This is a genomic window from Erwinia sp. AK-PDG3-5 (assembly GCF_056821705.1).
The window spans coordinates 923346-935026 of sequence record NZ_CM165967.1 but is presented as its reverse complement, the minus strand read 5'-3'; the positions used below and the strand labels follow the sequence as shown (position 1 = coordinate 935026).

Sequence of the window (11681 nt, the reverse complement as noted above, 5' to 3'; positions counted from 1 at the left end):
CTTGCGGTTTGGGGCTATAACCACTATGCATTCGTAGATGCGCACGTTATAACGCTCTCTTTATAAGCAGCGTTTTTTTCTGCCGGTTTGGCAGGTACTTGTTTTTATTACCTTGTTACTGATGGATGAAATAATATGAAATTACCCCTCTCTTTCGTTTCTCTGGGACTGATTACCGCACTTTCTGGTTGTCAGGGAGTAGATAGCAATGCGCTGATGCAGTCTGGTGCGCAGGCCTACCAGGCCGCCACCATTAGCGATGAACAGGTCAAAGAACTCAGCGTGAAATCCTGTGCGCAGATGGATAGCGAAGCGCAAATTGCGCCCGACTCCAGCCCGTATGCGCAGCGCCTGGCGAAAATCTCCGCTGCGCTGGGTGACAATATCAACGGCACGCCGGCCAACTACAAGGTGTACATCACCAAAGACGTCAATGCCTGGGCGATGGCGAACGGCTGTATCCGCGTTTACAGCGGATTGATGGATATGATGACCGACAATGAAGTCGAGGGTGTGCTGGGCCATGAAATGGGCCACGTGGCACTAGGCCATAGCCGTCGCGCGATGCAGGTTGCTTACAGCACCACCGCTGCCCGTACCGCCATTGGCTCCGTGGGCGGCATCGCCGGGACGCTGTCCCAGTCGCAGCTTGCAGACCTGGGTGAGAAACTGGTTAACGCGCAGTTCTCGCAGAAGCAGGAATCACAGGCAGATGATTACTCTTTCGACCTGATGAAAAAACGCAACATCGATCCTAACGGCCTGGTCACCAGCTTCGAAAAACTGGCGAAACTGGAAGGCAGCCATCAAAGCTCGATGTTTGACTCCCACCCGGCTTCCGAAGCGCGCGCTCAGCACATTAAAGAGCGTATCGCTGCCGGTAAATAACCGCGTGTTGCCATAAAAAAAGGGCGCCCATATCAGGCGCCCTTCTCATTTCGGCTGTAAAACTAGCCTTTGTTAACGGCCTGAACATGCAGCATATCCAGCGCCAGCGTGGCGGCAGCCAGAGCGGTCAGATCCGACTGGTCATAGCCCGGTGCGACTTCCACCAGATCCATCCCGACGATGTTCAGCCCCTGCAGACCGCGCACCAGCTTGGTGGCTTTATCGGTGGTCAGACCGCCAATTACCGGCGTGCCGGTGCCTGGCGCATGCGCCGGATCGAGGCAGTCGATATCGAAGGTCAGATAAACCGGCATATCGCCGACGATCTGCTTCACCTGAGCGAGGATGTCATCAACACTGCGGTCGTTGACCTGCGCCGCATCCAGCACGTTGAAGCCCAGTGAGGCATCAAACTCGGTACGGATACCGATCTGCACCGAGTGTGCCGGATCGATCAGGCCTTCCTTCGGCGCATGGTGGAACATGGTGCCGTGATCGAAGGTCGGGCCGTTGGAATAGGTATCGGTATGGGCATCAAAATGCACCAGCGCCATCTTACCGAAGTATTTAGCATGAGCGCGCAGCAGCGGCAGCGTCACGTAGTGATCGCCACCGAAGGTCAGCATACGCTTGCCGTTGGCCAGCAGCTTCTCGGCATGCGCCTGCAGCTTGTCGGTCAGATCCTGAGAATCGCCAAAGGCGTACACCAGGTCACCGCAGTCAATCACCTTTAAACGCTGACGCAGATCGAAGTTCCACGGCCAGCGGCAGCCTTCCCACGCCAGGTTAGTGGAGATCTGACGGATCGCGCCAGGGCCCAGGCGGCTGCCAGGACGACCGGAGGTCGCGGCATCGAAAGGAATACCGGTGATCACCCACTCAGCATCGCTGTCGTAAGGCTGGAAGTTGACCGGAAAACGCATAAAACCAAAGGCGTTTGACACCAGCGAGTTGTCGTACTGGTTGCCCAGGGTGTTATTCATACCAAATCCTCTTTAACTGTGAAGCCGGACCAGGCCAGCTTTCGGCTGAAACAGAGATAAAAAAAATCCCCACCGCGTCGTTAAACCCGACGAGGAAGGGACTTTGCGGAGAATTGCCACGCCCACCATCGGCGTGGTCAACTCGTCCAGCTTATTCGTCTTCCAGATAAGTGTAGCCGTACAAGCCAGATTCGAACTCTTCGAGGAACTGCGCGCGCAGCTCTTCGTCCAGATCGCTCTCTTTAAGCTGGTTGCGGAAGTGCGTCAGCAGCTCCTGCGGATCCAGCTGCACGTATTCCAGCATGTCAGCAACGGTGTCGCCTTCGTCAGACAGATGCACGTCGACGCGGCCATCGGCATAGGCAAACACATCCACCGCTTCGGTATCGCCGAACAGGTTGTGCATGTTGCCGAGGATTTCCTGGTAAGCGCCGACCATAAAGAAGCCGAGCATCGGAGGATTATCCACATCGTACTGCGGCATCGGCATGGTGGTGGCAATGCCATCGCCATCAACGTAGTGATCGATGGTGCCATCGGAGTCACAGGTGATGTCCAGCAGCACCGCGCGACGTTCAGGCGACTTGTTCAGCCCTTCCAGCGGCAGCACCGGGAACAGCTGATCGATACCCCAGGCATCCGGCATCGACTGGAACAGCGAGAAGTTGACGTAAATCTTGTCTGCCATCCGCTCCTGCAGTTCGTCGATGATTGGACGGTGCGCGCGGTTGGTCGGGTCAAGATGCTGCTGAATATAGTGGCAGATGCTCAGATAAAGCTGCTCAGCCCAGGCGCGCTGCGTCAGGTCATAGGTGCCCTGCGAGTAGCCGGTATGAATATCAAACAGATCCATCTGGCTGTCATGCAGCCATTCGCGCAGCGAGCGACGGTTGTTTGGCTGATGCATCTCCTGCCAGGTATCCCACATGCTGACGATCGGACGTGGCGAGTCCGCAGACGGGGTCTGTGGCTCGCTGAATTCGTTACGCTCAACGCCGATGATGTTCGACACCAGCACGGTGTGGTGCGCCGTGACGGCACGACCAGACTCGGTGATCACCGTTGGGTGCGGCAGATTGTGCTCTTCGCAGGCATCGCCGATCGCCCAAATCACGTTGTTGGCATATTCGTTCAGGCCGTAGTTAACGGAGCAGTCAGACTGCGAACGCGTTCCTTCATAGTCCACGCCCAAACCGCCGCCGACATCGAAGCACTGAATGTTGACGCCAAGTTTAGCCAGCTCAACATAGAAACGGGCCGATTCACGCACGCCGGTGGCGATGTCGCGAATATTGGACATCTGCGAACCGAGGTGGAAATGCAGCAGCTGCAGGCTTTCCATCCGGCCAGCTTCACGCATGATATCGACCAGCTTCAGCACCTGCGTCGCCGACAGACCAAACTTGGATTTTTCGCCGCCGCTAGACTGCCATTTACCGGAGCCCTGAGACGCCAGACGCGCACGGATACCGAGACGCGGCACCACGTTCAGACGTTCCGCCTCTTCCAGCACCAGCTTCACTTCGGTCATTTTTTCCAGCACCAGATAGACCTTGTGGCCCATCTTTTCGCCGATCAGCGCCAGACGAATGTATTCACGGTCTTTATAGCCGTTACAGACAATCACCGAGCGGGTCTGACCGGCGTGAGCCAGTACCGCCATCAGCTCGGCTTTCGAACCGGCTTCCAGCCCCAGCGGCTCGCCGGAGTTGATCAGCGATTCGATAACGCGTTTGTGCTGGTTAACCTTAATCGGATAGACCAGGAAGTAATCGCCGCGATAGCCGTAAGATTCCCGCGCGCGTTTGAACGCGGCGTTAATCGAACGCAGACGGTGCTGCAGGATCTGCGGGAAGCAGAACAAGGCTGGCAGACGCTGGCCTTCGGCCTCGCGCTCTTTAACCAGCTTCGCCAGGTCGACCCGGGCTTCCGGGACGTCCGGATTCGGACAGACGCTGACGTGCCCTAACTCATTGACGTCGTAGTAGTTATTACCCCACCAGGCAATATTGTAGGTGCGCAGCATCTTGCTGGCTTCTTGATCGCTCATGGCCACCTCCTGCATCGAGCGGAGTCCACCTTGTTCGCCAGCTGACGAACCCTTCATTGTCTTAATGTCGTCAGACATTGCGAGCCTCAAATTTCAGTGATGCGGAACAGTTAACTACTATCGCAGGGATAACCCGCAACAACAAGCCATCGGCGAGCGGGATATTCAGCATAAAACGCTGAAAGGCCGCGCCAATCGGTCTCTCAAGTATAACATTATGCAATTCCTTAATGTGCGGAATGAGAAGCCTGTCATGAAAATGTTCCACTTTTTACCTGAGCTGAAAAAAGCTTTAAAGAAAAAAGGCTGGCAATCCGATTAATGAGTGACCTAAAATAGCCGTCCAGATGTTAATCCATCTAAATGGTTAACTTCTAAGCGTCACCTGTTATGTACTGCTCATGGCTTTGCCTGAGGGGGCGCTGGGAACCGAAGCCGGTGAGAACTGGCAAACAGTCTTTAGCGCTATGCAGTCGTTATCAACCCGTATTCAGTAAGGTAAAGAATTAATGGCTAAACACCTTTTCACTTCCGAGTCCGTCTCAGAAGGACATCCTGATAAAATCGCCGACCAGATTTCTGATGCTGTGCTCGATGCCATCCTCGAGCAGGATCCGAAAGCACGTGTCGCGTGCGAAACGTATGTGAAAACCGGCATGGTGCTGGTCGGTGGTGAAATCACCACGTCGGCCTGGGTCGATATTGAAGAGATCACCCGTAACACCGTACGCGAAATCGGTTATGTCCATTCCGATATGGGCTTTGATGCCAACTCTTGTGCCGTACTGAACGCCATCGGTAAACAGTCACCTGATATCAACCAGGGCGTAGACCGCACCGATCCTCTGGAACAGGGTGCGGGCGACCAGGGTCTGATGTTTGGTTATGCCACTAACGAAACTGATGTGCTGATGCCTGCGCCGGTGACCTATGCTCACCGTCTGGTTCAGCGTCAGGCTGAAGTGCGTAAAAATGGCACCCTGCCATGGCTGCGCCCGGATGCAAAAAGCCAGATCACTTTCCAGTATGACGATGGCAAAATCGTCGGTATTGATGCCGTGGTTCTGTCTACTCAGCACGCTGAAGATATCTCGCTGAAAGATCTGCAGGAAGCGGTGATGGAAGAGATCATCAAGCCGGTTCTGCCAGCAGAGTGGATCAACGCCAGCACCAAATACCACATTAACCCGACGGGCCGTTTCGTCATCGGTGGCCCAATGGGCGACTGTGGTCTGACGGGTCGTAAAATCATCGTGGATACCTACGGCGGCATGGCGCGTCACGGCGGCGGTGCGTTCTCCGGTAAGGATCCGTCTAAGGTTGACCGTTCAGCGGCGTATGCAGCGCGCTATGTGGCGAAAAACATCGTTGCGGCTGGCCTGGCTGACCGTTGTGAGATTCAGGTTTCCTACGCGATTGGCGTGGCTGAACCGACTTCCATCATGGTTGAAACTTTCGGTACTGAGAAAGTCTCTACCGAGCAGCTGACGCTGCTGGTGCGCGAGTTCTTCGACCTGCGTCCATACGGCCTGATTCAGATGCTGGACCTGCTGCATCCGATGTACCGCGAGACCGCGGCATACGGTCACTTCGGCCGTGAACATTTCCCTTGGGAAAAAACCGACAAGGCTGCACAGCTGCGTGAAGCTGCTGGCCTCAAGTAAGCACCAGCTTGCAGGACTCAGGGCACCCGGTGGGTGCCCTTTTTGCTGTCTGACGCTGGCGGAATAACCATCGCTGTCTACACTTTTTTTGGCTTCAGACGCGTTGATTGTTAACGGTTACACTCAGAAATATTTACGAATATCTGATAATTAAGAATTAACTCTCTTAACAACTTGTAGCCTAATGCGCTATTTTCAGCGCTGTCTGATAGAAGGGCACTCGGGAACTAAGTGAAACTATTTACTACTATGACTAACTGGTTATAAAGCGTAAGCGCGCGTGAAAATGCTGCATTTAGGAATGATCTGGTGTGTAACCGATTACACCAATGTGATCTGCAGCACAGTCTTGTGGGCAAAGGTTTTCTAACATTTATAACAACAATAAGCAGTACCACTTTAATGGAGGCGTTATGCCTGATAATAAGAAAAAGAGCAGGACATCAAACAAGGCGATGACCTTCTTTGTTTGTTTCCTCGCAGCACTGGCCGGCCTGCTGTTTGGTCTGGATATCGGCGTTATCGCCGGTGCCCTGCCATTCATCGCGAAAGATTTTAACGTTACCGCACATCAGCAGGAGTGGATCGTCAGCTCGATGATGTTTGGTGCCGCCGTCGGTGCCGTTGGTAGCGGCTGGATGTCTTCCCGTCTGGGCCGTAAAAAAAGCCTGATGATCGGTGCCATTCTGTTTGTGATTGGTTCGCTGTGGTCAGCGATGTCATCCAACCCGGAAATGCTGATCTTCGCCCGCGTTCTGCTGGGTCTGGCCGTCGGCGTTGCCTCCTATACCGCGCCGCTGTACCTCTCTGAGATCGCACCTGAGAAGATTCGCGGCAGTATGATTTCCCTGTACCAGCTGATGATCACCATCGGTATTCTGGGTGCGTATCTGTCTGATACCGCATTCAGCTACACCGGCGAATGGCGTTGGATGCTGGGCGTGATCACCATCCCGGCCGCGCTGCTGCTGGTTGGCGTTTGCTTCCTGCCGAACAGCCCACGCTGGCTGGCTGCTAAAGGCGATTTCCGTACCGCTCAGCGCGTACTGGACCGTCTGCGTGACACCAGCGAGCAAGCGAAACGCGAGCTGGACGAAATCCGTGAAAGCCTGAAGATCAAACAGTCCGGCTGGAGCCTGTTCAAAGGCAACAGCAATTTCCGTCGCGCGGTTTACCTGGGCGTGCTTCTGCAGATCATGCAGCAGTTCACCGGGATGAACGTCATCATGTATTACGCGCCGAAGATTTTTGAAATTGCGGGCTTCACCAACACTACCGAGCAGATGTGGGGCACGGTGATTGTGGGTCTGGTTAACGTACTGGCGACCTTTATTGCTATCGGTCTGGTTGACCGCTGGGGCCGTAAGCCAACGCTGAAACTGGGCTTCCTGGTGATGGCGGTCGGTATGGGTATCCTCGGCACCATGCTGCACGTGGGCATCCACTCTTCAACCGGTCAGTACTTCGCTATCGCCATGCTGCTGATGTTCATCATCGGTTTTGCGATGAGTGCCGGCCCGTTGATCTGGGTTCTGTGTTCTGAAATTCAGCCGCTGAAAGGCCGCGATTTCGGTATCACCGTGTCTACGGCAACCAACTGGATTGCCAACATGATTGTCGGCGCCACCTTCCTGACCATGCTCAACACCCTGGGCAACGCGAACACCTTCTGGGTTTACGCCGGTCTGAACGTGCTGTTTATCATTCTGACCATCGTGCTGATCCCGGAAACCAAAGGTATTTCGCTGGAACACATTGAACGTAACCTGTTGGGCGGCAAGAAGCTGCGCGATATCGGTCATCGTGACTAAGACTCTCTGGCCGGGGAAACCCGGCCAGCTTTATTGAATTCCCCCCTGCCACATCGTATTCTCTGCCGTATGAAATCCCTCAGACTTCCCATTGCCCTGCAACAAGCCGTGATGCGCTCACTGCGTGAAAAATTGCAGCTGGCAAACCATCGCCTGGAACGCAGCTACCCTGAACCGACGTTGGTCTACCAACAACGCGGCACGGCAGCGGGCACCGCGTGGCTGCAACATTGGGAGATCCGCCTGAATCCGGTGCTGTTACTGGAAAATCAGCAGGCTTTTATTGATGAAGTGGTGCCCCATGAACTGGCGCATCTACTGGTGTGGAAACACTTTGGCCGGGTCGCACCGCACGGTAAAGAGTGGAAGTGGATGATGGAAAGCATTCTGGATGTGCCGGCGCAGCGCACACACAAGTTTGAGATTGAATCGGTACGCAGTCGCTCTTTCCCCTACCGTTGTGGCTGTCAGCAGCATCAGCTGACGGTACGCCGCCATAACCGTGTCGTCAGGGGCGAAAGCGAGTATCGCTGCGTCCGCTGCGGCGATCGGCTCTCTCCCGGTGAGTTCCAACAATCCGAAAAATCGTCCTGATGGCCAATTATTCAGCAATAACCCGCTGATTTTCTGGCACTGATTTCCCGAAGCGAATCGCATCTGTTACTCTCGCCGCCTCGTTTATCAGGCCAGGCCCGCAACATGCTTCGCAAAATTTTTTACTGCTTGTCACTCTCCCTGTTTTTACCGACTTTTTTCGCTCACGGCCTCAGCCTGGATAACTATCACCAGAACAGCTTTGGTCAGGCCAAAGAATATGCGGCTCAAATCAACGCCGATGCGCCAGGATCGTTCTATTGCGGCTGTAAAATCCACTGGAAAGGGAAAAAAGGCGTGCCTGACCTCGCCTCCTGTGGCTATCAGGTGCGTAAAAATGCCAACCGGGCGAAACGCATCGAGTGGGAACACGTGGTGCCGGCCTGGACGTTCGGCCACCAGCGTCAATGCTGGCAAAATGGCGGCCGTAAACAGTGCGCGAAAGATGCCGGTTACCGCCAGATAGAGACCGATCTGCACAACCTTCAGCCTTCGATTGGCGAAGTGAATGGCGACCGTGGGAACTTTATGTACAGCCAGTGGAACGGCGGCGAGCGCCACTATGGTCAGTGTGAAATGAAGATCGATTTCAAAAACAAACAGGCCGAGCCCCCTGCACGTGCGCGCGGCGCCATTGCCCGCACCTGGTTCTATATGCGCGATCGCTATCAGATCGACATGTCCAGGCAGCAAACCCAGCTGATGACGGTCTGGAACAAGCAGTATCCGGTCAGTTCATGGGAGTGCGAACGGGACAATCGCATCGCGCGCGTACAGGGCAACCACAATCCCTATGTACAGCAAGCTTGCCAGCGGTAAAATCACTGACCTAAACTAGAGCCCATCTTCAGGCCGGATCTGTTTTCCGGCCGCTAACATTTATCAGGATTTCCATGCGTATACCCCGCATTTTTCATCCCGAATTGCTTACCGCGGGCAGCGAGATTGCTCTCTGCGACGAGGCCGCTAACCACGTTGGCCGCGTGTTGCGAATGGGTGCCGGACAGGCCCTGGAATTGTTCGATGGCAGTAATCTGACTTTTGCCGCTGAGATCGTGCAGGCCGACAAAAAAAGCGTCCGCGTTTCCCTCGGCGAAAGCCGCGAAGATAGCCGTGAATCCCCGCTTCACCTGCATTTAGGCCAGGTGATGTCGCGTGGGGAGAAGATGGAGTTCACCATTCAGAAGGCGGTGGAACTTGGGGTAAATGTGATCACCCCCTTGTTTTCTGAGCGCTGTGGCGTAAAGCTTGATGCTGAGCGGCTGGCGAAAAAACACCAGCAATGGCAAAAAATTGTGATTGCTGCCTGTGAACAGTGCGGCAGAAATAGCGTGCCTGAGGTGCGTGAAGCGATGATGCTGGAGCGCTGGAGCGCCGAGCAGGACGCTGGCTTAAAGCTGAACCTGCATCCCCGCGCCAGCCAGAGCATCAACACTCTGCCGCTGCCCGTTGAACGGGTACGCCTGCTGATTGGCCCGGAAGGCGGCTTAACCGCTGATGAAATCAGCATGACAGCACAATATGGCTTTACAGATATTCTGTTAGGCCCAAGAGTGCTCAGAACAGAAACAACGGCCCTGACGGCGATTACCGCCCTGCAGGTCCGGTTTGGCGATTTGGGCTAACCCATCCGCAAAGAAAAAGAGCTCACTGGAGAAGCAATAATGATTAAGCTTGGCATTGTGATGGACCCGATTACCTCCATCAATATTAAAAAAGACAGCAGCTTCGCCATGTTGCTGGAAGCACAGCGCCGTGGGTACGAAATTCATTACATGGAAATGAACGATCTCTACCTGCGTGGCGGCGAAGCGCGTGCGCGCACCCGCACCCTGCGCGTGGAGCAGAACTACGACAAGTGGTTCGACTTCGGCAGCGAGCAGGACATCGCGCTGGCCGATCTGAACGTGGTATTAATGCGCAAGGATCCACCGTTCGATACCGAATTCATCTACGCCACCTACATCCTTGAACGTGCAGAGGAAAAAGGCACGCTGATCGTCAACAAGCCGCAGAGCCTGCGCGACTGTAACGAAAAGCTGTTCACCGCCTGGTTTGCCGAGCTGACGCCAGACACGCTGGTGACGCGCAGTGCGCAGAAGATCCGCGAATTCTGGCAGGAGCATGGCGACATCATCCTTAAGCCGCTGGACGGCATGGGCGGCGCGTCAATTTTCCGCATCAAGAAAGAAGACCCGAATCTGTCAGTGATCATTGAAACCCTGACCGAGCACGGCAACTTCTACTGCATGGCGCAAAACTACATCCCGGCGATCACCGAAGGCGATAAGCGCGTGCTGGTTGTCGATGGCGAGCCGGTGCCTTACTGCCTGGCACGTATTCCAAAGTCCGGCGAAACCCGTGGCAATCTGGCGGCCGGTGGCCGTGGCGAAGCCCGCCCGCTGACCGAAAGCGACTGGGAAATTGCCCGTCGCGTTGGCCCAACGCTGAAAGCCAAAGGACTGATTTTTGTCGGTCTGGACATCATTGGCGACAAGCTGACCGAAATTAACGTCACCAGCCCAACCTGCATCCGTGAGATCGAGGCAGCATTCCCGGTTTCAATTACTGGTATGCTGATGGACGCAATTGAAAAGCGTCTGGCCTGACAGGTCGAATGGGGTCAACGGGCCCCTTTATTAACCCGTTAATTACGCCCGGGGCGCCAGCCCTGGGCGGTTAACCCTACTACAGAATCCTGATATGAATTTACAGCATCATTTTTTGATTGCGATGCCCACGCTGCAAGACCCGTTGTTTAAGCGCTCGGTGGTTTACATCTGCGAGCACAATGATGATGGGGCAATGGGTGTGATTGTGAATAAGCCAATGGACAATCTGACCGTTGACGGCATTCTCAAGAAGCTAAAAATCAGCCCTACCCCACGCGAAGCCGAGGTCAAACTCGACAAGCCGGTCTTTTCTGGCGGCCCGCTGGCGGAAGATCGTGGTTTTATCCTGCATTCAGCCCAGCGTACCTTTGCCTCCAGCATTCGTGTTTCTGACAACACGGTGATCACCACCTCCCGTGACGTGCTGGAAACGTTGGGAACCCCGGAGCAGCCAAAAGACGTGCTGGTCGCGTTGGGTTATTGCGCCTGGGAAAAAGACCAGCTGGAAAGTGAGCTGCTGGAAAATGCCTGGCTCACCACCCCTGCCAACAGCAATATCCTGTTCAAAACCCCGATCGCTGAACGCTGGCGTGAAGCGGCAAAAAGCATCGGCGTGGATATTCACAATATCGCCAGCGATGCAGGTCACGCCTGATGAGCCATATGACCTTACTTGCGTTTGATTTTGGTACCAAAAGCATCGGCGTCGCGATCGGCCAACAGTTAACCGGCACCGCCAGGCCGTTGGCGGCATTGAAGGCCCAGGACGGCACGCCAGACTGGAACAAGATTGAAGCGTTGTTGAAAGAGTGGGAACCCGATCGCGTGGTGGTTGGACTGCCGCTGAACATGGACGGCACCGAGCAACCGCTGACGGCCCGGGCACGTAAGTTTGCCAACCGCATTCATGGCCGTTTTGGCGTGCAGGTTGACCTTCATGACGAGCGCCTGAGCACGGTAGAAGCCCGCGCCGAGCTGTTCGAGCGCGGGGGTTTTCGTGCCCTGAGTAAAGGCAGCGTCGACTCCCTGTCCGCGGTGATCATCCTCGAAAGCTGGTTTGAAAACAGCTGGTCCTGAGG

Annotated in this window: 12 protein-coding genes; 9 read left to right on the top strand and 3 right to left on the bottom strand. The window is 55.0% G+C overall.

Annotated elements, in window-relative coordinates; genetic code table 11:
- The first annotated feature begins 135 nt into the window (after nucleotides 1-135).
- Complete coding sequence (gene loiP, locus AC1UKS_RS04305) at nucleotides 136-888, top strand: metalloprotease LoiP (RefSeq protein ID WP_013203675.1); 753 nt, start codon at nucleotides 136-138, stop codon at nucleotides 886-888.
- 62 nt (nucleotides 889-950) lie between these two features.
- Here the strand turns inward: loiP and speB are convergent, their stop codons facing one another.
- The 3 genes from speB to AC1UKS_RS04290 form a co-directional block, all read right to left on the bottom strand.
- Nucleotides 951-1871, bottom strand: coding sequence for an agmatinase (gene speB / locus AC1UKS_RS04300; protein WP_151036622.1), 921 nt, complete (start codon nucleotides 1869-1871; stop codon nucleotides 951-953).
- 151 nt (nucleotides 1872-2022) lie between these two features.
- Complete coding sequence (gene speA, locus AC1UKS_RS04295) at nucleotides 2023-3999, bottom strand: biosynthetic arginine decarboxylase (RefSeq protein ID WP_053143608.1); 1977 nt, start codon at nucleotides 3997-3999, stop codon at nucleotides 2023-2025.
- A complete protein-coding gene (locus AC1UKS_RS04290; RefSeq protein ID WP_225309839.1) occupies nucleotides 3992-4093 on the bottom strand; it encodes a virulence promoting factor in 102 nt (33 codons plus the stop codon). The genes speA and AC1UKS_RS04290 overlap by 8 nt, the downstream gene beginning before the upstream one ends.
- A 337-nt stretch (nucleotides 4094-4430) precedes the next feature.
- Between AC1UKS_RS04290 and metK the strand changes: the two genes are divergently transcribed.
- The 8 genes from metK (at nucleotide 4431) to ruvX (ending at nucleotide 11679) form a co-directional block, all read left to right on the top strand.
- Nucleotides 4431-5585 carry a methionine adenosyltransferase gene (gene metK, locus AC1UKS_RS04285; protein WP_013203678.1) on the top strand — a complete coding sequence of 385 codons (1155 nt, stop codon included), beginning with the start codon at nucleotides 4431-4433 and terminating at the stop codon, nucleotides 5583-5585.
- 413 nt (nucleotides 5586-5998) lie between these two features.
- Entirely contained in the window at nucleotides 5999-7396 is a 1398-nt protein-coding gene (locus tag AC1UKS_RS04280; RefSeq protein WP_013203679.1) for a sugar porter family MFS transporter, read from the top strand.
- 69 nt (nucleotides 7397-7465) lie between these two features.
- Complete coding sequence (locus AC1UKS_RS04275; RefSeq protein ID WP_482435921.1) at nucleotides 7466-7990, top strand: SprT family zinc-dependent metalloprotease; 525 nt, start codon at nucleotides 7466-7468, stop codon at nucleotides 7988-7990.
- A 105-nt stretch (nucleotides 7991-8095) separates the two neighbouring features.
- Nucleotides 8096-8809 carry a deoxyribonuclease I gene (endA, locus tag AC1UKS_RS04270; protein WP_482435920.1) on the top strand — a complete coding sequence of 238 codons (714 nt, stop codon included), beginning with the start codon at nucleotides 8096-8098 and terminating at the stop codon, nucleotides 8807-8809.
- A 74-nt stretch (nucleotides 8810-8883) separates the two neighbouring features.
- Entirely contained in the window at nucleotides 8884-9615 is a 732-nt protein-coding gene (gene rsmE / locus AC1UKS_RS04265) for a 16S rRNA (uracil(1498)-N(3))-methyltransferase (protein ID WP_265908535.1), read from the top strand.
- 39 nt (nucleotides 9616-9654) lie between these two features.
- The gene (gshB, locus tag AC1UKS_RS04260; RefSeq protein ID WP_482435919.1) at nucleotides 9655-10599 is read left to right on the top strand and encodes a glutathione synthase; all 945 of its coding nucleotides are present in this window, start codon (nucleotides 9655-9657) and stop codon (nucleotides 10597-10599) included.
- Nucleotides 10600-10693: 94 nt separating this feature from the next.
- Nucleotides 10694-11257, top strand: a complete 564-nt coding sequence (locus AC1UKS_RS04255; RefSeq protein WP_013203684.1) for a YqgE/AlgH family protein — start codon at nucleotides 10694-10696, stop codon at nucleotides 11255-11257.
- Nucleotides 11257-11679, top strand: a complete 423-nt coding sequence (ruvX, locus tag AC1UKS_RS04250) for a Holliday junction resolvase RuvX (protein WP_013203685.1) — start codon at nucleotides 11257-11259, stop codon at nucleotides 11677-11679. Before AC1UKS_RS04255 ends, ruvX begins: the two co-directional genes overlap by 1 nt.
- The last annotated feature ends 2 nt before the right edge of the window (nucleotides 11680-11681 follow it).

What these genes read in the sequence shown, in the direction of transcription:
- metK (WP_013203678.1), top strand. Translation starts at nt 4,431, where the DNA reads ATGGCTAAACACCTTTTCACTTCCGAGTCCGTCTCAGAAGGACATCCT.
- endA (WP_482435920.1), top strand. Translation starts at nt 8,096, where the DNA reads ATGCTTCGCAAAATTTTTTACTGCTTGTCACTCTCCCTGTTTTTACCG.
- loiP (WP_013203675.1), top strand. Translation starts at nt 136, where the DNA reads ATGAAATTACCCCTCTCTTTCGTTTCTCTGGGACTGATTACCGCACTT.
- AC1UKS_RS04275 (WP_482435921.1), top strand. Translation starts at nt 7,466, where the DNA reads ATGAAATCCCTCAGACTTCCCATTGCCCTGCAACAAGCCGTGATGCGC.
- gshB (WP_482435919.1), top strand. Translation starts at nt 9,655, where the DNA reads ATGATTAAGCTTGGCATTGTGATGGACCCGATTACCTCCATCAATATT.
- AC1UKS_RS04290 (WP_225309839.1), bottom strand. Translation starts at nt 4,093, where the DNA reads ATGCTGAATATCCCGCTCGCCGATGGCTTGTTGTTGCGGGTTATCCCT.
- speB (WP_151036622.1), bottom strand. Translation starts at nt 1,871, where the DNA reads ATGAATAACACCCTGGGCAACCAGTACGACAACTCGCTGGTGTCAAAC.
- ruvX (WP_013203685.1), top strand. Translation starts at nt 11,257, where the DNA reads ATGAGCCATATGACCTTACTTGCGTTTGATTTTGGTACCAAAAGCATC.
- speA (WP_053143608.1), bottom strand. Translation starts at nt 3,999, where the DNA reads ATGTCTGACGACATTAAGACAATGAAGGGTTCGTCAGCTGGCGAACAA.
- rsmE (WP_265908535.1), top strand. Translation starts at nt 8,884, where the DNA reads ATGCGTATACCCCGCATTTTTCATCCCGAATTGCTTACCGCGGGCAGC.
- AC1UKS_RS04255 (WP_013203684.1), top strand. Translation starts at nt 10,694, where the DNA reads ATGAATTTACAGCATCATTTTTTGATTGCGATGCCCACGCTGCAAGAC.
- AC1UKS_RS04280 (WP_013203679.1), top strand. Translation starts at nt 5,999, where the DNA reads ATGCCTGATAATAAGAAAAAGAGCAGGACATCAAACAAGGCGATGACC.